Here is a 17,347-nt window from a genome sequence, read left to right as displayed (position 1 = left end):
CTCTACCGCTTCATGACGGAGAAGTCGTCGACGTTCAACGACTCCTTGTTCTTGAAGAGCAAAATGACGATCGCAAGCCCGATCGCGGCTTCGGCAGCGGCCACGGCCATGACGAGGAAGACGAAGACGTGGCCGTCGAGCTGGTTCATGAACCGGGCGAAGGCGACGAAGCTCAGGTTGACCGCGTTCAGCATCAGCTCGATCGACATGAAGACGATGAACAGGTTCTTGCGGCCGACCACGCCCGCGACGCCGGTGGCGAACATCAGGACGCTGGCGATCAGGAAGTGTTGCAGCGTAAGCATGGGGGCTCCTAAATCCGGCGTTTCGCCAAGAGCACGACGCCGACCATGGCGACCGTGAGCAGGATCGAGACCATCTCGAAGACGAAGACGTAGTTCTGGTAAAGGAACATGCCGACCAGCTCGATGGATCCGTAAGCCGGATCGTTGAGCGGGGGGAAGGCATCCTTCGGCAGCTTGTTGATGGCCGCCAGCACGAGCCCGACCACCGGCACCAGGCCCGCCACGGCCAGGCCCAGCTGCGGGAAGAAGGCCTCGTGGTAGTCGAGGTTCTCCTCGCGGACGTTGAGCAGCATGATGACGAAGACGATCAGCGCGACGATGGCCCCGGCGTAGACCAGGATCTGCAGGATCGCGATGAGCTGCGCCGACAAGAGGGCGTAGAGCCCCGAGAGGGCCATGAACGAGACGACCATCGAGAGGGCCGCGGGGAGGGGGTGGCGCCGGGTGATGGTGACGAAACCGCCGAGGACCATCACCGTGGCCAGGAGATAGAACAGGATGGTGGATAGCATGGAAGGGGGGGCTCCTACTTCGGTGCGGCTAGTCCGGCATGCCTTGCGGCTTGACGGCCATCAGCTCTTCTTTGGTGATGACGAAGTCCTTGCGATTGAAGTCGGTGAACGAGTAGATGCCCGAATCCATGCGGATGGCATCCACCGGGCACGCCTCGACGCACATCCCGCAGAAGACGCACTCCAGCAGGTCGATGTCGAAGCGCGCGGGGCGCTTCTCGACCGTGGGGTCCTCGGACTCCTCGGCCACGATGTGGATGCACTCGGCAGGGCATGCCGTGGCGCACATGTAGCACGCCACGCAGCGGACCGAGCCGTCCTCGCGCTTGGTCAGGCGGTGCTTGCCGCGGTAGCCCGCGGGGAACTGCTTCTGCTGCTCGGGGTACTCCACGATGGGGAGCTTCCGAGGGTTGAAGAGGCTCGACACCAGGTGCTTGAGCGTGAGACCCATGCCCTTGACGATGGCCAGGAGGTAGATCTCCTCCTTGATGTCCGACGTCGGGCGTTCGACCTTGAGCGACATTAGATCCCACCTCCAAGCTTGAAGTGATTCATCAGGAGAATCACCACGCCGGTGACGAAGATGTTGGCGAGCGCCAGGGGCAGGAGGGTCTTCCAGCCGAGGCTCATCAGCTGGTCATAGCGGAACCGGGGCACGGTCCAGCGGACCCAGACGAAGGTGCTGGCGATCAGGAACATCTTCACGAAGAACGAGGCGAACTGCGCGACCGCGGCGAAGGCCACCCCGCCCCAGACGGGAAGGGCGCTGATCGAGAGGGTCGCGACGAGGACTGCGGCGATGAGCACCGCCAGGGCGCTGACGAGCACGCCGAGGATCTTGCCCTCGTTGTCGCGCGCGTCGCCGAAGCGGCCCTTGTTGGCCTGGTAGAGCTTGAACAGGCCCACCGCCATCAGCGCCAGCACCGCGATGGTGCCGATCAGGCCGACGCGAATCATGGGCAGCGAAAGCTGCTGCAGCGCCTGGGTGCTGAAGAAGGGGACTTGCCACCCGCCGAAGAACAGCGTGGTCATGATGCTAGAGGCGACGACCATCGCCATGTACTCGGCGAAGAAGAACATACCGAACTTCATGGCGCTGTACTCGACGTGGAAGCCCGCGACGATCTCGGCCTCGGACTCGACCAGGTCGAAGGGGGTGCGGTTGGTCTCCGCGTACGAGGCGACCAGGAAGATGATGAAGGCGAGGGGCTGGATGAACACGCCCCAGTTGGGGATGCCGATCCAGGCCGGGCCGACGTGGAAGCCGAGGTCGAACAGGCCGAAGAAGCTCAGGGGACCGCCCTGCGCCAGGACGATCTTGTTCAGCTCCAGGGTCTGGTAGGCCATCAGGAGGCCGACGACCGAGAGGCCCATGGGGATCTCGTAGCTGATGATCTGCGCGCTGCCGCGCAGGGCGCCCAGCAGCGAGTACTTGTTGTTCGAGGCCCAGCCCGCCAGGATGATCCCGTAGACGCCGAGCGAGGCCACGCCGAAGAACCACAGCAAGCCGGCATTGATGGGCAGCAGCTGCATGGGGACCGAGACGTCGCCGAAGACGAGGGTGTCGGCGAAGGGCAGGACCGCTCCGGTGGAGAGGGCGACCGCCACCGAGATGGCGGGCGCCAGGTAGTAATAGAAGCGGTTGGCGTTGGTCGGGGTGAAGTTCTCCTTGGTGAAGAGCTTGATCGCGTCGGCCACGATGTAGACGAAGCCGGCCAGGCGGAAGCCGCCGATGTCGGCCCGGTTGGGGCCGGGGCGGTCCTGGATCCAGGCCGAGATCTTGCGCTCGAGCACGATCAGGACCGGAGCCATCACCAGGAGGACCAGGAGCAGGAACACCGCCTTGAGGGCGACGATGACGAAGTCGAGTAGCAGGTTCGAAGTCATGGTGAGTTGCGCCTACTTTCCAACCATCTCGGCGACGGGCAGCTGGTGCCCGGTCTCCGGGATGCCGTAGAAGGACATGCCGTTGAGCGCCTCGTAGGCCGCGCTCATGTCGGTCCAGATCTGCTCCACGTCGTCGTAGCCGAAGTCGGTGCCGAGCGCGCGCGCCAGCGAGGAGACGACCTCCCAGCTGGGGGCCGCGTCGCCCTGGGCGTCGTAAGCCTTCATGACCTTCTGGAGCACACCCTTGGCCTGCACGAAGGAGCCGAACTGCTCGGCGTGCGAGGCGATGGGCAGGGTGACTGACGCCATCTCGGCCCAGGGGGTGTGGTGCTTGGTCATGTAGACGGTGAAAGGAACGCTCTTGAAGAGCTGGGCCCACTCGGGACCGCCCTCGCCGACCAGGTCGTTGTCCATCGCGACCAGGACCTTGATCGAACCCGAGGCGACCGCGGCCTTGAGGGCCTCGGCGCTCTGATCGTAGCCCAGGAAGTCCAGGCCCTTGCGGTTGGGGGTCTTGTCGGCCTTGATCAGGAAGTCGTCGGCCTCGCCGTCGGGGGTGAGGGTCGCGCCGAACAGCTTCGAGGTCTTGAGGACCTCGGCGGCCAGGCGCTTGAGGACGAAGTTGGCCTCGAGGGTGGCGTGAGCCGAGCCCACCAGCGCGACCGAGTCGGCGCCGTGCTCGGCCACCGCGGCCTTGAGCTTGGCGATGACCGCGTCGAGCGCGATGCCGACGGGCACCTCCTCGCCGTCCACCAGGGCGGCGTAGAGGCGGTTGTCGTTGAGGGCCTTGTAGCTCAGGCGGCCCGCGTCGCACATCCAGTACTCGTTGACCTGGGCGTTGTGGCGGGGCTTGTAGCGGTAGGTCATGCCGGCGCGGTGGTCGATGTTGACCGAGCAGCCGTTGGAGCAGCCCACGCAGACCGACTTGGCGGTGTTGAGGAACCACACCCGCTGCTTGAAGCGGAAGTCCTTGGAGGTCAGGGCACCCACCGGGCACAGGTCCACGACGTTACCCGAGTAGGGGTTGTCGAGCTGCATGCCGGGGAAGGTCTCGATGCGGCTCTTGTCGCCGCGGCCCGCGATGACCAGCTCGCCGGTCTCGGTGACCGACTCGCAGAAGCGGACGCAGCGCGAGCACAGGATGCAGCGCTCCTGGTCGAGCACGACCAGGGGCCCCAGGTCGACGACCTTGTTCTTCTCGACCTTGGGGACCATGGAGCGGTTCTCGTACTGGCCGTACTCCATGTAGTAGTCCTGGAGCCGGCACTCGCCCGCCTGGTCGCAGATGGGGCAGTCGATGGGATGGTTGAGCAGCAGGAACTCCTGCACGCCCTTGCGCATCTTCTCGACGGCGGGGGTGTCGGTCTTGACGACCATCCCGTCCTTGACGAAGGTGTTGCAGGAGATCTGGGGGCCGCGGGCCCCCTCGATCTCGACCAGGCACATGCGGCAGTTGCCGTCGATGGGCAGGCCGGGGTGATAGCAGTAGTGGGGGATGGTGACCCCGACGTGTTCGGCGGCCTGGATCAGGTTGAGGCCATCCGGGACCTCGACCTGACGGCCGTTCAGCGTAATCGTCGCCATGATGCTCTCTTCCTAAACGGTGGCCACAGTGCCGACAGGCGACTGGGAGCGCTTGAACTTGGCCTCGAACTCGCCGCGGAACTTCTTGATGTAGGAGCGGGTCGGCATGGTGGCCGCCGCCGCGAGGGCGCAGATGGTCTTGCCCTCCATGTTGTCCGCGATGTCGAGAATGCTGTCGAGCTCTTCCTGGGTGCCCATGCCGGCGTTGATGCGCTGGACGATCTTGAAGAGCCAGTCGGTGCCCTCCCGGCACGGCGTGCACTGGCCGCAGGACTCGTGCGCGTAGAAGTGCAGGAGGTCCTCGAGCAGGTCCACCATGTCGGTCTGGTCGTCGATGACCATCATGCCGCCGGAGCCCGCCATGGAGCCGAGGGCCGCGATCGCCTCGGGGTCGAGGGTCACGCCCATGGCCTCGTCGGCGGTGAGGATCGGGCAGCTCGAGCCGCCGGGGATGACGGCCTTGAGGCCGCGGCCCTTCCAGACGCCGCCCAGGTGGTTCGCGAGGAAGTCCTTGAAGGGCAGGCCCATCTCGATCTCGTAGACGCCCGGCTTGTTGATGTGGCCCGAGACCGACATGAGGCGGGTGCCCTTGGCCTTCTCGGTGCCCATGCTGGCGTAGGTCGCCCCGCCGTGGGTGATGATCCAGGGCACGGTCGCGATGGTCTCGACGTTGTTGACCACCGTGGGGGACGCGAAGGCGCCGTGGGTCGCGGGGAAGGGGGGCTTCAGGCGGGGCTGGCCCTTCTTGCCCTCGAGGGACTCCAAGAGGGCGGTCTCCTCGCCGCAGATGTAGGCGCCGGCGCCGCGGTGGGTGTAGACGTCCAGCTTGTAGCCGGTGCCCATCACGTTGTCGCCCAGGTAGCCCTTCTCGTAGGCCTGCTTGATGGCGTCGTCGACGTTGAGGCGCTGCTGGTTGAACTCGCCGCGGATGTAGATGTAGGCGGTGTGCGCCCCGATGGCGAAGCTCGAGATGATGCAGCCCTCGATCAGCGAGTGCGGGTCGCGCTCGAGGATCTTGCGGTCCTTGAAGGTGCCGGGCTCGGACTCGTCCGAGTTGACGACCAGGTACTTGGGCTTGGGGTTGTCCTTGGGGATGAAGCTCCACTTCATTCCCGCGGGGAAGCCCGCGCCGCCGCGGCCGCGCAGCCCGGAGGTCTTGACCTCGTCGATCAGGGCGCTGGGCTCCATGGCGAGGGCCTTACGGGCCGCCTGGTAGCCGCCGTGCTGCTCGTAGACCGAGATGTCGCTGGCGTTGGGGATGTCGAAGTGACGGGAAACGACGGGTTGGAACGCCATTGACTAGCTCCTCCTGTTGCCGGCGGCGCAGAAGCTCGCAAGCTTGGTGCGGGTGCCCCAGGGCTGGCCCTTGAGCTCGTCGATCAGGGCGTCGAGCTTCTCGGGGGTCAGGTTCTCGACGAAGACGTCGTTGTCGACCTGCATCATGGGGCTGGTGTCGCACGAGCCGAGGCACTCGGCCGCGCGCACCGTGAACTTGCCGTCCGAGGTGGTCTCGCCGGGCAGGACCTCGAGCTTGTCGCAGAGCAGCTTGAGGGTCTCGCGGCCGCCCGTGAGGCAGCACGAGACCGACGTGCAGACCTCGAGCAGGTGCTCGCCGGGCTTCTTGGTCAGGTACATGGTGTAGAAGGTCGCCACGCCCAGCACGTGCGCGGGGGTCACGCCCACGCGCTCGGCGACGTACTTGAGGACCTCGGGCGGCAACCAGCCGTGCTGCTCCTGGGCGAGCCACAGGGTCGGCAGGGTGGCGGCCATCCGGTTCTCGGCGGGGAAGCGGGAGAGGATCTCCTCGAACTTCCGCTCGTTTTCTTCGGTGAACGCAAACATGTGATCTTCCTTATGGCGCGACTAGCGATCGAGCTCGCCGGCGATGATGTTGATGGAGCCGAGGGTGGCCATGGCATCCGCGATCATGGACCCCTCGATCATCTCGGGGAAGGCCGCGAAGTTCATGAAGCAGGGCGGACGCACCCGGACGCGGTAGGGGAAGCCCGAGCCGTCCGAGGTGATGTAGAAGCCCAGCTCGCCGTTGGCGGCCTCGATGGCGTCGTAGACCTCGCCCTCGGGCACCCGGACCCCCTCGAAGATCAGCTTGAAGTGGTTGATCAGGCCTTCGATGTTCTGGTAGGTGTCCGACTTGCCGGGCAGGGCGATCCGCTTGTCGTCCACGGTGATCGGGCCCTTGGGAAGGGTCTTGATCGCCTGGCGGATGATCCTGGCGCTCTGCTCGACCTCGTAGAAGCGCACGAGCACGCGGTCCCAGGTGTCGCCGGTGGTGCCGACGGGGACCTCGAAGTCGTACTGGTCGTAGCCCCAGTAGGGGGTGTCCCGGCGCAGGTCCCAGTCGACGCCCGAGGCGCGAAGGGTTGGGCCGGTGAAGCCGTAGGAGATCGCCATCTCGGGGCTGACGATGCAGACGTCCTTGGTGCGGTCGATGAAGATCTTGTTCTTGCGCACCAGCTTGCCGACCTGGTTGACGCCGTCCTCGCAGTCCTTCAGGACCGCGAGCACGTCCTCCTCGAAGCCGTGGTAGGCGTCGCGGTAGAGGCCGCCGATCCGGCCGTAGGAGTTGGTCAGGCGCGCGCCGCACAGCTTGTCCATGATGTCGTACACCTTCTCGCGCTGGTTGAAGGTGTACCAGAAGTTGGTCAGCGCCCCCATGTCGAGGATGTTGGTGCCGATCGCGATCAGGTGGTCGATGATGCGCATCAGCTCGCCGACGATGACCCGAAGCGCCGCGGCGCGCGGGGTGATCTCGATGTCGAGCATGCGCTCGGCCACCTTGCAGAAGGCGAAGTTGTTGAGCGCGGCCGAGCAGTAGTTCAGGCGGTCGGTGTAGGGGATGACCTGGTTCCAGGTGCGCTGCTCGACGGTCTTCTCGAAGCCGCGGTGCAGGTAGCCGATCTCGGCGACGGCCGCCTTGATGGTCTCACCGTCCAGGGCCACGAAGGTGCGCAGGGTGCCGTGCGCCGCCGGGTGCGAGGGACCGAGGTTGAGGAACATCAGCTCGGTGTGGAGCTCCTTGTAGAACTCCTGCTCGCTCTGGAGGTCGAGCGGGGTCTCGAGGATCTTGGAGGAGGGAATGGACATGTCTTCTTACCGTCCTGTCGTGAGACCCTTGGCTTCGAGACGCTTCTGCATCTCGTCCATGAGGGTATCGCTCTCGGTCAGCACCTGGCGCTTGCGGATCGGGTAGTCCTTGCGCAGCGGGTGCCCGACGAACTCGGCGTGGTTGAGGATGCGCTTGAGGTTGGGGTGGCCCTTGAACTTGAGGCCGTACTGGTCGAAGACCTCGCGCTCCATCCAGTTGGCGGCCTTCCACATGCCGCACAGGGTGTCGATCTCGGGGTCCTTGAGACCCGCGAAGACCTTGACCCGGACCCGGTGCTTGAACTTCAGCGAGAGGAAGTGGTAGGCGACCGCGAAGCGCTCGGGCTGGGGCTTGGGGTGGTTGAGGTAGTCCACCGCGCCGATGTCCACCAGCATGTTGTAGTCGAGCTCGGGATCGTCGCGCAGGAAGGCGGCGACGGCCACCAGGGCCTCCTTGCGGATGACGACGCAGTCGTCTGCGCGCCACGAGGAGACGGCGACGATCTCTTTCTTGAACTTCTCCTGGAGCTTGCTGAGGGTGATCGAGAGGGTCTGTTCCATCGTCTAAATCCCTTTCCTAGGGCTGCAGCAGGACCGGCTTGGGCCTGGCGATCGTCTCCTTGCTGACGACGCCCTCCTGGATCTTGATGATCGCATCGAGGACGGCCTCGGGACGCGGAGGGCAGCCCGCGACGTAAACGTCGACGGGGATCAGCTCGTCGATGCCCTGCACCGTGCAGTAGTTGTCGTAGAAGCCGCCCGAGCTGGCGCAGGCCCCCATCGAGATGACCCACTTGGGGTCGGGCATCTGGTCGTAGATCTGCTTGAGGACCGGAGCCTGCTTGTAGGTGATGGTGCCCGCGACGAGCAACAGGTCCGCCTGGCGGGGGCTGAAGCGAATGACCTCGGCGCCGAAGCGCGCGATGTCGAACACGGAGCTGACCGTCCCCATGAACTCGATCGCGCAGCACGCCGTGCCGAAGGTCATCGGCCACAGGCTGTACTTGCGCCCCCAGTTGAGAACCGCATCGAGGCGGGTGACGATGACGTCCTCGCCGAGCAGGGACTCTACTCCTCCCATTTGAGTGCTCCTCTCTTCAGGATGTAAACGAAGCCCGTGAACAGCACGGACAGGAAGATCAGCATCTCCACGAAGCCGAACAGGCCCAGCTTCTGGAAGTTGACCGCCCAGGGATAGAGGAAGACCGCTTCCACATCGAAGATGATGAAGAGGATGGCGATCAGGTAGAACTTGACCGAGAATCGCGAGCGGGGCGTGCCGATCACCGACTTGGGCGCGATGCCCGCCTCGTAGGTCTCGCCCTTGGCGACTGTCGTGACGCGCGCACGACCGAGCAGCGCGTGGATCGCGAGCATCGCAACCGGCACGATGATGGCCAGCGCGAGCACGACGGCGATCGCGAATGTAACGTTGAAGTCCAGCATAAGTTTCCAGTCCTTCGGGAGGCGGCAAAGTGTGCAGGCGCGTGAATCCATGGGGAGTCCACGCTTTGAGCTGCGGCCCATTCTAGCATAGATCCCAGATCGGCCCGACCAAGCAAGGTAAAAAGTTGGAAAAGTTATCCTTATGACTTTATTATGTCAATCACTGACCAAAGATAACCTTCCAACCCGATCTCGCGGGCGTACCCGAAAGCCCGATCACGTCCTTCGGGCCGGCATCGACCCCCTTGGCCTGGACCAGGACCAGGAAGCGATCGCCCATGGCCTCGCTCTGGTACAGCTTGCGGATCTCGAAGGCGGCGAAGTCGGCGCCGAGGGTCGTCTTGACGCCCTTGAGGATCTGTTTCTCGATCTCCCGGATGCCGAGGTGGGTGAGGAAGACCCCCTGCGGGACGACCCCCAGGGTCCTGAGCCCCGCCCCTTCGCCCGCGGCGATCAAGGAGGTGAAGTCGACGTCGCTGGTGAGGTCCTGCTCGCCCGGATGGGCGAGGGGATCCTCGCTCGCCATCTGCTTGAAGAAGCCGCGGATCGTCCCCTTCTTGCGGTGGGGGGCATAGACCCTCTCGGCCTCGCTGCCGTAGTCGACCGTGACGAGGAAGCCGCGCCCCAGCCAGGCGCCGAGCTCGTTCATCCAGTCCTGGGCATCGAGGTTGACCTCGGCCTGCTGGCCTTCTTGAAGCGTCACCCCCAGGCGCGAAAGGGTCTCGGCGAGGCGCGGGGTCGTCGGCTCGATCCCGACCTGACGCCAGCGCCCGTTCTTGCCGCGCATCACGCCGATCTCGGCGAAGCCCTGCGCAAGGCCGATCACGCGGTGGACGGGGAAGGCATCGAAGAGCTCGTTGCTGAAGACGATCCCGGTCCACTGGCCCGCGGGCGACAGGGCCTCCAGCGAGTCGACCCAGGTGAGCGCCTCTTTGTGAGGCGAGAGCAGCTCCTGCTGGCGCTCGCGCAGGGCGGGGCTGCGCTCGAGGATGGCGTAGCGGACGCGCTTCCAGCCGCCGCGCACGCCGGCGAGGGCCTCGAGGATCTGGTCGGCCAGCTGGCCGCTGCCCGCCCCCATCTCCAGCAGGCAGAGGTCATCGGGCCTGCCGAGGCGCTCCCACAGCTGCCGGAGCTGGCGCGCCAGGCACTGGCCGAACGCCGGGTGGATGGTGGGGCTGGTGTGGAAGTCGCCCCCCGCCCCGACCCTCATCTCTGGCCGGGTGTAGTAGCCCCCTTCCGGGTGGTAGAGCGCAAGCTCCATGAAGGTCCGGAAGGTCATGACCCCGTCCGCCGCAGCGGCTTCGAGGGCCGCCTCGAGGGCCTCTCGGCGCGTCATGGCCCTAGCGCAGCCAGCCGAGCGCGATGATCGTCTTCGCGTCGTCGATCTCGCCGCGCCTGATCATGGCGTGGACCTCGTCCACCGGCAAGGTGACGGTCTCGATGAACTCGTCGTCGTCGGGCTGGGCACCCGAGGCGCTCAGGCCGGTCGCCTTGTAGAGGGTGATGCGCTCGCTGCTGTAGCCGGGCGCCACGACGATCTCGGCCAGCTTCTCGATCTGGCCGGCCGAAAGCCCCGTCTCCTCGGCCAGCTCCCGGCGGCAGGTGGCCTCGGGCTCCTCGCCGAACTCGAGCTTGCCGGCGGGGATCTCGAGGGTGATCCGGTTGATCGGGTAGCGGAACTGCCGCACCAGCACCACCCGGCCGTCGTCGGTCAGGGGCACCACCGCGACCGCCCCCGGGTGCACCACGATCTCGCGGTTGGCGATCGCCCCGTCGGGCAGGGCAACGGTATCGACCCGGATGTTCAGGAGGTTTCCGCGGTAGACGCTCTCCTGCGTCAGGCCACGCTCGACCAGGTGTTGGAATTCATTTGCCACGGTGGATTCTCCGTTGGGTGAAAGGATGGCGCCGGAGCTATTCTAGCATGCCGCAAAGGCGCGCCGGGCCTCACGCTTCGAGGGAGGAAGACATCCTCGAGGCAGGTCGCTCCCAGCTCATGACGGATCGATACCCCAGAAAGCGGCGCGCCGAGAGGACATGGGCCTTCTGCTCATCGCTCAGGCGATCGCCCTTGATCCAGCGATCGAGCTTCTCGCGGTCGATCCGCTGGACCCGCTCGAGGATCCCGAGCGTCTCGAGGACGGCGCGGGTCTCCTCGGGGTGGAACTCGTGGTTCTCGTGGCGCAGGTGGCGCAGCACGTCGCCGCCCGGCAGGGCGATCGCGTCGCCCTGGGTCTCCTCGAAGTAGACCTCGAGGGTGCGCCGCAGCTCCTTGAACTCGGCCTGCATGAGGTCGATCAGGTGCCCCAGGTCGCGGTAGCGCAGGGCCACCTGGTCGATGCGGCCGAACTGGCCGCGCTGGTAGTCCCGCCGCTGGTCCTGCAAGTCGGCCAGGCGGTAGAAGACCGAGGCCAGCGCCCGCGCGTCCTCGAGGGCCCGGTGCAGGGGCCGGGGCGGCTCGCCGAAGAGCTCGAGCAGGCGCTCGAGGCTAAGGGCCTTCTCGCGCGGGAAGACCTCGCGCGCCATCGAAAGCGTGTCCACCGCCGGGTTCTCGAAAGGGAGGCCCAGCGTCTCGGCCGCGTGGTGGCGCAGGAAGTTCATGTCGAACTGCGCGTTGTGGGCGACCACCGGCGCGGCGCCCAGGAACTCCAGGAAAGCCGGCAGCACCTGGGCGAGCCGCGGGGCTCCGGCGACGAGCTCGGCCGAGATGCCGTGAATGGCGACGTTGGCCTCCCGCAGCGGGACCTCGGGGTCCACCAGGGCCTGGAACTCGCCGGTGACCACGCCGTCCTGCAAGCGGACCGCCCCGATCTCGAGGATGCGGTCCAGCTTGTAGTCGAGGCCGGTCGTCTCCAGGTCGACGACGACGAAGGTGCCGGGCCGCATCAAACCTTGGTCGTCCCCTTTGCCTTCGGCTTCGGGGTCGCCTTGGGCTTTGGCTGCGGCTTGGCGATCGCGCCGGGCTTGGCCGCGCTCGGGGTGACGGGCGAAAGCGCGGGCGGGGCCACGGGCGCCGTCGAGAGGCCCGCCTCCGAGCCCGGAGCGGCCTGCGCCCGAGGGCTCACGGCTGGCTGCTCGCCGAAGACGAAGTCCACCGGCGCGTGGCTCGCGGCGAAGGCCCAGGGCTCGCCCGAGACCCCGGCCAGGTCGTAGCCGGTGCCGTCCGCCACCTTGATGGAGGTGAGCGTCAGGCGGTACTTCTCGCCCTTCTTGAGCAGGGGGATCACGTCGGGATCGGGCAGGGCGACCCGGGTGCCGGTCGAGAAGCTCTCCCAGACGGTCTCGGGCTCGTCGCCCGCGGTCTCGACGCGCAGGCGGTAGACCGAGACGTCGTCGACCGCATCCCAGGAGACGAGGCCGGCGGGCTCCTCGAACGCATCCAGCTTGGGAGCGATCGGCGCCTTGGGAAGGGCGATCTCGAGCTTGAGGTCGCTGGCGTTCAGCTTGTGCTTGTGGGTGTAGACCACGTCGCCCTCGGCATCCGCGCCGCTAGCGATCAGCTGGTAGGTCTGCCCCTCGCCGAGGGCGGGCAGCGAGAAGCGGAAGTACCCTTCCTTGTCGGGGGTGCGGGTCAAGAGGGGCAGCGCGCCGGTGTCGGTCACCAGCTGCACCGACACCTGGCGGGGCTTGAGCTCCTTGACGCTCGAGGTCACCTTGCCCGAGAGGATCACGGGGTTGCTCACGGCGCGCAGGACGAGCTGGGGCGCGGGGGTCTTCTTGTCCTTGCCGATGGCGACGGGCACCTCGGCCTGGAGGGCCCAGGCCTTGATCTCGCCGGCGTCGCCCAGGTAGGCCGCGACGGGGGTGCGGCCGGCGCGCAGGTCCTTGAGCACGAAGGAGCCGTCGGACTTGGCCTCGGTCGAGTCGCCGATGGTCAGGCCGGGGATCACCCCCGCCACCACGTGCGCCCCCTCGGCGGGCTTCTCGGCCGCGGTCTTGACCGAGCCTGCGACCTCGTGGCCGGCGCTCAGCTTGTGGGGGGTCAGCTTCATGTTGAGCTGGGTGGGCCGGTTGCCGACGATGGTGAGCGCCTGGTAACCGGGCGCGTAGGCCGTGACCGCGTAGGTCCCGGGGGCCACGTCCTTGATCTCGAACTGGCCCTTGTCGTCCACCGAGACCTTCCTGGGGGCCCTGGGATCGCCGGGCTTGGGGGCGGGGCGCTTGGGGGCGGTGGCGCCCTGGCGGCCGGCGTTGGTGGGCGCCTGCGGGGTCGCCGTGGGGACGGGGCTGGGGGTGGGCTCGGGGGTCGCGGAGCCCGTCGCCGAGCCGCTCGCCACCGGCGAAGGAAGGCTATCGGTGGTCAGGGCCTGGATGACCACCACGGCCTTGGGGACCGAATCGCCGGTGCGCGCATCCTCGATGGCGCCCTTGACGGTGACCTTCTCGCTGCCGGCCTCGGGCCGCGAGGCGGTCGTCGCCCCGGTGGCCGCGGGGATCCCCGGGTTGGTCGAACCCGGGCTCGCGGGGTTGCTGCCGGAGCAGGCCGAGACGAGGAGCGTCCCGGCCAAGAGCAGGGGGAGCCAGCGGAAAGGTCCCATCGAATAGCCTCCAAAGCGCGGCGTCGTGGTGAGGGGAGGAAGCCTCGGAAGCGATCGCGCATGACCGTCCATCCGAGCGGATCCCGAACATTTTACCGGATCGCCGCCATGGGGGCAACGCTCTGGGCTAGCTTACGGCGGCGCGCTTGTTCTCCGAGAGGGCGTTGCCCGCGTGGCGGATGGGCTCCGGCATGCGGTAGCCCTGGCAGCACTCGCGCACCAGGCGCACGGCGCTCTCCCGGCTGATCCGGTTCCCGGCCGAGACGAACAGCGGAGCGACCCGGTTCTTGGAGCGGTAGACCGTCCCGATGATCTCGCCCTGCCAGACCAGCGACGAGGCGGAGCCGGCACTGACCTCGGGCTCCACGAAGGAGCCCACCGAGGTCGCCTTGGCGCAGCCCACGGTCGGCAAGCCCGTCACCACTCCCACGTGCGAGGCGACCCCCAGGCCCTTGGCGTGGGCGATGCCCGGCCCCTCGATCATGACCAGATCGGGCCGGCGCGAGAGGGTCTCGAGCGCCGCCACGACGGCGGGCGCCTCGCGGAAGGAGAGCAGCTCGGCGATGAAGGGGAACTTGGTCTGGTACTCGATCGTCCGCTTCTCCACCACCTGGAGGTCCGGGTAGGTGAGCAGGGCGACGCCGACGGTGAGGGTGTCGTTGAAGCGGCTGTGCGCGACCTCGACCCCCGCGATGAGCGTCAGCTCGGCGCAGTCGTCGTGGACCACCACCACCTGGCTGAGGGCGTGCTGCAGCTGCTGCGCCTCGTAGGGCGGCAGATCCCAGCGGTGCGACTGGTGTAGTTCGACGGACAACGCTTCACTCCTGGTGATGAGGGTTGGTACGAGCGCCGCGACGCCGCCCTGCAGGGCCCGAAACAGGCCCCCCGCGGGCGCGGGGCGTCGCAAGCTATCTTAACCCGCGGCCAGAAGGGCCGTTCGGTTTGTTAATAATACTTATATGGCCCTTGAATGGACGTCAGGCGGGCTGCTTCTTGCGGCCGGCGCGGACCTTCGGCACGCTCGCCGCGGGGACCGCCACCTCGAGGCCCTCGGCCAGGAGCTTCTTCAGGAAGCGCCCCGTGTGCGAGGCCTCGCAGGCCGCGATCGCCTCGGGCGGGCCCTCGGCCACGATGGTGCCGCCCCGGTCCCCGCCCTCGGGCCCCAGGTCGATCACGTGGTCGCTGGTCTTGATCACGTCCAGGTTGTGCTCGATGGTGAGCACCGTGTTGCCCGCCTCCACCAGGCGGTTCAGCACGCCCAGCAGCTTCTCGACGTCGTAGAAGTGCAGCCCCGTGGTGGGCTCGTCCAGCAGGTACAGGGTGCGCCCGGTGCTGCGGCGGCTCAGCTCGGTGGCGAGCTTGACCCGCTGCGCCTCGCCGCCCGAGAGGGTGGTCGCGGGCTGGCCGAGCTGGATGTAGTCGAGGCCCACGTCGGCGAGGGTCTGGAGCTTGGTGAGGGCCCGTGGGATGCTCCGGAAGAACTCGACGGCCTCGCCCACGGTCATGGCCAGGATCTCGGCGATGTTCTTGCCCTTGAAGCGCACCTCGAGCGTCTCGCGGTTGTAGCGCTTGCCCTTGCAGACCTCGCACGGCACGTAGACGTCGGGCAGGAAGTGCATCTCGATGACGTTCATGCCCTCGCCCTTGCACGCCTCGCACCGGCCGCCCTTGACGTTGAACGAGAAGCGCCCGTTCTTGTAGCCCCGGGCCTTGGCCTCGTTGGTGCTGGCGAAGACCTCGCGCACGATGTCGAAGAGGCCGGTGTAGGTCGCCGCGTTGGAACGCGGGGTGCGTCCGATGGGAGACTGGTCGATGACGATGGCCTTGTCGATGTGCTCCAGGCCCTCGACGGCCTTGAGGCCCTTCGGGAAGGGGCGCTTGGAGAGGGTGTGCTCGATGGCCCCCATCAGGACCTCGTTGATCAGAGTCGACTTGCCCGACCCCGACACGCCCGTCACCGAGACGAACTTGCCGAGCGGAATCTCGACGCTCACGTCTTGCAGGTTGTTGAGGTTCGCGCCCCTGAGGCGGATCGCCTTGCCGTTGCCCGGTCGACGAAACAGCGGCACCGTGATGGCGCGATCGCCTCTCAGGTACTGGGCCGTCAGGCTCTCCTCTACGGCCATGACCTCTTCGAGCGTGCCGCTCGCGACGATCCACCCGCCGTGCACCCCGGCGTTGGGGCCCACGTCCACCAAGTGATCCGCCGCGCGGATGGTGTCCTCGTCGTGCTCGACCACGATCAGGGTGTTGCCCAGGTTGCGCAGGCGCTCGAGGGTGCCGAGGAGGCGCTCGTTATCCCGCTGGTGCAGGCCGATCGAGGGCTCGTCCAGGATGTAGAGCACGCCCGTGAGGCCGGAGCCTATCTGGGTCGCGAGGCGGATGCGCTGGGCTTCACCCCCCGACAGGGTGTTGGCGGTGCGATCGAGGGTCAGGTAGTCGAGCCCCACGTCCAAGAGGAACTGCAGGCGCGCGTTGATCTCCTTGAGGATCTGCTGGGCGATGATCGCCTGGCGCTCGGTGAGGACGAGGCCCGCCACGAAGGCCTGGGCACGGCCGATCGACAGTGAGGTGACAGCTGCGATCGAGCGGTCGCCGACCGTGACGGCGAGGGCTTCGGGGCGCAGGCGCTTGCCCTGGCAGCCCTCGCAGGGCCGCATGGTCATGAACGCCTCGGTCTCCTCCTTGAACTTGTCGGAGGTCGACTCGGTGTAGCGCCGCTGGAGCTGGGGGATCACCCCCTCGTACCGCGTGGTGTAGCCCCACTCGCCCGGGCGGAACCACGACTCCTGGTCGATGTGGATCGCGTCGTCCGAGCCGTAGAGCACCACCTGCTGGGCCGTGGCGCTCAGGTCCTCCCAGGGGGTCTTGAGGTCGAAGCCCTGGGCCTTGGCAAGCGCCGAGAGCATTTGCTGGTAGTAGGGGTTTCCCGTGCGGTGCCAGGGGGCGATTGCGCCCTCGGCGAGACTCTTGTGAGGGTCGGGCACGATCCGGTGCGGGTCGAGCTCCTGCTTGGAGCCGAGGCCGAGACAGGTCTGGCAGGCGCCGAAGGGGCTGTTGAAGGAGAACAGGCGCGGGGCGACCTCGGAGAGCGACACGCCGCAATCCGAGCAGGCGAAGTGCTCGCTGAAGAGGACGTCGGTCTCGGCGGGCGTCTCGCGGGTGCCGAGATTCTGGACGATGGCGAGCCCCTCGCCCTTCTTGAGGGCGGTGGCCACGCTGTCGGCGAGGCGCGTCTGGATGTCGGCCTTGACGATCAGGCGGTCGATGACGATGGCGACGTCGTGCTTCTTCTGCTTGTCGAGGGCGATGTCCTCGGCCAGGTCCATGACCTCGCCGTCGATCCGGACGCGAACGAAGCCCTCCTTGCGGGCGGCCTCCAGCTCCTTCTTGAACTCGCCCTTGCGCCCTCGGGCGATGGGAGCGAGCACCTGGAAGCGGGTGCCCTCGGGCCAGGCGAGCACCTGGTCGACGATCTGCTCGACGGTCTGGGGGTTGATCGTCTGGCCGCACTTGTGGCAGTGGGGGGTGCCCACCCGCGCGAACAGCAGGCGCAGGTAGTCGTAGATCTCGGTGACGGTGCCGACCGTGGAGCGCGGGTTGTGGCTGGTCGACTTCTGGTCGATTGAGATGGCGGGGCTCAGGCCCTCGATGTAGTCCACGTCGGGCTTGTCCATCTGGCCGAGGAACTGGCGCGCGTAGGAGCTGAGGCTCTCCACGTAGCGGCGCTGGCCCTCGGCGAAGATGGTATCGAACGCGAGGCTGCTCTTGCCCGAGCCCGAGACCCCGGTGAAGACCACCAGGCGGTTACGGGGGACCGCCAGGTCGATGTTCTTGAGGTTGTGCTCGCGGGCGCCGCGGACTCGGAGGAAGGCCTGGGGGTGCTCGCTCATATGTTCGCTCATGCCCCCATCATACAGTCGACGCGCCCCTTGCGCCAGGCTCCGGTCGGGGAAAAACCCGCCCCGGG

Annotated in this window: 17 protein-coding genes; all 17 read right to left on the bottom strand. The window is 67.0% G+C overall.

Going from position 1 to position 17,347, the window contains the following annotated elements; translation table 11 throughout:
• Positions 1 to 2: 2 nt before the first annotated feature.
• The gene (nuoK, locus tag V6D00_16480) at positions 3 to 305 is read right to left on the bottom strand and encodes an NADH-quinone oxidoreductase subunit NuoK (GenBank protein HEY9900778.1); all 303 of its coding nucleotides are present in this window, start codon (positions 303 to 305) and stop codon (positions 3 to 5) included.
• Positions 306 to 313: 8 nt separating this feature from the next.
• Complete coding sequence (locus tag V6D00_16475; GenBank protein HEY9900777.1) at positions 314 to 817, bottom strand: NADH-quinone oxidoreductase subunit J; 504 nt, start codon at positions 815 to 817, stop codon at positions 314 to 316.
• Between the two features lie 28 nt (positions 818 to 845).
• Entirely contained in the window at positions 846 to 1,340 is a 495-nt protein-coding gene (locus tag V6D00_16470; protein HEY9900776.1) for an NADH-quinone oxidoreductase subunit I, read from the bottom strand.
• Positions 1,340 to 2,704 carry a complex I subunit 1 family protein gene (locus V6D00_16465; protein HEY9900775.1) on the bottom strand — a complete coding sequence of 455 codons (1,365 nt, stop codon included), beginning with the start codon at positions 2,702 to 2,704 and terminating at the stop codon, positions 1,340 to 1,342. Before V6D00_16465 ends, V6D00_16470 begins: the two co-directional genes overlap by 1 nt.
• A 12-nt stretch (positions 2,705 to 2,716) precedes the next feature.
• The gene (locus tag V6D00_16460; GenBank protein HEY9900774.1) at positions 2,717 to 4,288 is read right to left on the bottom strand and encodes a 2Fe-2S iron-sulfur cluster-binding protein; all 1,572 of its coding nucleotides are present in this window, start codon (positions 4,286 to 4,288) and stop codon (positions 2,717 to 2,719) included.
• A gap of 12 nt (positions 4,289 to 4,300) precedes the next feature.
• Positions 4,301 to 5,584 (bottom strand): NADH-quinone oxidoreductase subunit NuoF, encoded by a 1,284-nt coding sequence (gene nuoF / locus V6D00_16455; GenBank protein HEY9900773.1) that lies wholly within the window; start codon positions 5,582 to 5,584, stop codon positions 4,301 to 4,303.
• Between the two features lie 3 nt (positions 5,585 to 5,587).
• Positions 5,588 to 6,130 (bottom strand): NAD(P)H-dependent oxidoreductase subunit E, encoded by a 543-nt coding sequence (locus tag V6D00_16450; protein ID HEY9900772.1) that lies wholly within the window; start codon positions 6,128 to 6,130, stop codon positions 5,588 to 5,590.
• Between the two features lie 21 nt (positions 6,131 to 6,151).
• Positions 6,152 to 7,393 (bottom strand): NADH dehydrogenase (quinone) subunit D, encoded by a 1,242-nt coding sequence (gene nuoD / locus V6D00_16445; protein HEY9900771.1) that lies wholly within the window; start codon positions 7,391 to 7,393, stop codon positions 6,152 to 6,154.
• Between the two features lie 6 nt (positions 7,394 to 7,399).
• Entirely contained in the window at positions 7,400 to 7,954 is a 555-nt protein-coding gene (locus V6D00_16440; protein HEY9900770.1) for an NADH-quinone oxidoreductase subunit C, read from the bottom strand.
• A 16-nt stretch (positions 7,955 to 7,970) separates the two neighbouring features.
• Positions 7,971 to 8,474, bottom strand: coding sequence for an NADH-quinone oxidoreductase subunit B family protein (locus tag V6D00_16435; GenBank protein HEY9900769.1), 504 nt, complete (start codon positions 8,472 to 8,474; stop codon positions 7,971 to 7,973).
• Entirely contained in the window at positions 8,462 to 8,890 is a 429-nt protein-coding gene (gene ndhC, locus V6D00_16430) for an NADH-quinone oxidoreductase subunit A (GenBank protein ID HEY9900768.1), read from the bottom strand. Before ndhC ends, V6D00_16435 begins: the two co-directional genes overlap by 13 nt.
• A gap of 109 nt (positions 8,891 to 8,999) precedes the next feature.
• A complete protein-coding gene (locus tag V6D00_16425; GenBank protein HEY9900767.1) occupies positions 9,000 to 10,175 on the bottom strand; it encodes an SAM-dependent methyltransferase in 1,176 nt (391 codons plus the stop codon).
• Positions 10,176 to 10,179: 4 nt separating this feature from the next.
• Complete coding sequence (locus V6D00_16420) at positions 10,180 to 10,716, bottom strand: NUDIX hydrolase (protein ID HEY9900766.1); 537 nt, start codon at positions 10,714 to 10,716, stop codon at positions 10,180 to 10,182.
• 70 nt (positions 10,717 to 10,786) lie between these two features.
• Positions 10,787 to 11,725 (bottom strand): 3'-5' exonuclease, encoded by a 939-nt coding sequence (locus V6D00_16415; protein HEY9900765.1) that lies wholly within the window; start codon positions 11,723 to 11,725, stop codon positions 10,787 to 10,789.
• Positions 11,725 to 13,377: a hypothetical protein gene (locus tag V6D00_16410; protein HEY9900764.1), complete on the bottom strand. Its 1,653-nt coding sequence runs from the start codon at positions 13,375 to 13,377 to the stop codon at positions 11,725 to 11,727. The genes V6D00_16415 and V6D00_16410 overlap by 1 nt, the downstream gene beginning before the upstream one ends.
• Positions 13,378 to 13,504: 127 nt before the next feature.
• Complete coding sequence (locus V6D00_16405; GenBank protein HEY9900763.1) at positions 13,505 to 14,191, bottom strand: endonuclease V; 687 nt, start codon at positions 14,189 to 14,191, stop codon at positions 13,505 to 13,507.
• A 163-nt stretch (positions 14,192 to 14,354) separates the two neighbouring features.
• On the bottom strand, positions 14,355 to 17,282 hold the full coding sequence (gene uvrA, locus V6D00_16400) for an excinuclease ABC subunit UvrA (GenBank protein ID HEY9900762.1): 2,928 nt from the start codon (positions 17,280 to 17,282) through the stop codon (positions 14,355 to 14,357).
• Positions 17,283 to 17,347: the final 65 nt, after the last annotated feature.

This window comes from Pantanalinema sp., assembly GCA_036704125.1.
GTDB lineage: Bacteria > Cyanobacteriota > Sericytochromatia > S15B-MN24 > UBA4093 > JAGIBK01.
Note: the sequence above shows the minus strand (reverse complement) of the source record. Positions and strands in the feature narration are given on the sequence as shown.

Excerpts from the sequence above, each read along its gene's own strand:
- nuoK (HEY9900778.1), bottom strand. The coding sequence starts at position 305 with ATGCTTACGCTGCAACACTTCCTGATCGCCAGCGTCCTGATGTTCGCC.
- V6D00_16475 (HEY9900777.1), bottom strand. The coding sequence starts at position 817 with ATGCTATCCACCATCCTGTTCTATCTCCTGGCCACGGTGATGGTCCTC.
- V6D00_16470 (HEY9900776.1), bottom strand. The coding sequence starts at position 1,340 with ATGTCGCTCAAGGTCGAACGCCCGACGTCGGACATCAAGGAGGAGATC.
- V6D00_16465 (HEY9900775.1), bottom strand. The coding sequence starts at position 2,704 with ATGACTTCGAACCTGCTACTCGACTTCGTCATCGTCGCCCTCAAGGCG.
- V6D00_16460 (HEY9900774.1), bottom strand. The coding sequence starts at position 4,288 with ATGGCGACGATTACGCTGAACGGCCGTCAGGTCGAGGTCCCGGATGGC.
- nuoF (HEY9900773.1), bottom strand. The coding sequence starts at position 5,584 with ATGGCGTTCCAACCCGTCGTTTCCCGTCACTTCGACATCCCCAACGCC.
- V6D00_16450 (HEY9900772.1), bottom strand. The coding sequence starts at position 6,130 with ATGTTTGCGTTCACCGAAGAAAACGAGCGGAAGTTCGAGGAGATCCTC.
- nuoD (HEY9900771.1), bottom strand. The coding sequence starts at position 7,393 with ATGTCCATTCCCTCCTCCAAGATCCTCGAGACCCCGCTCGACCTCCAG.
- V6D00_16440 (HEY9900770.1), bottom strand. The coding sequence starts at position 7,954 with ATGGAACAGACCCTCTCGATCACCCTCAGCAAGCTCCAGGAGAAGTTC.
- V6D00_16435 (HEY9900769.1), bottom strand. The coding sequence starts at position 8,474 with ATGGGAGGAGTAGAGTCCCTGCTCGGCGAGGACGTCATCGTCACCCGC.
- ndhC (HEY9900768.1), bottom strand. The coding sequence starts at position 8,890 with ATGGATTCACGCGCCTGCACACTTTGCCGCCTCCCGAAGGACTGGAAA.
- V6D00_16425 (HEY9900767.1), bottom strand. The coding sequence starts at position 10,175 with ATGACGCGCCGAGAGGCCCTCGAGGCGGCCCTCGAAGCCGCTGCGGCG.
- V6D00_16415 (HEY9900765.1), bottom strand. The coding sequence starts at position 11,725 with ATGCGGCCCGGCACCTTCGTCGTCGTCGACCTGGAGACGACCGGCCTC.
- V6D00_16410 (HEY9900764.1), bottom strand. The coding sequence starts at position 13,377 with ATGGGACCTTTCCGCTGGCTCCCCCTGCTCTTGGCCGGGACGCTCCTC.
- uvrA (HEY9900762.1), bottom strand. The coding sequence starts at position 17,282 with ATGAGCGAACATATGAGCGAGCACCCCCAGGCCTTCCTCCGAGTCCGC.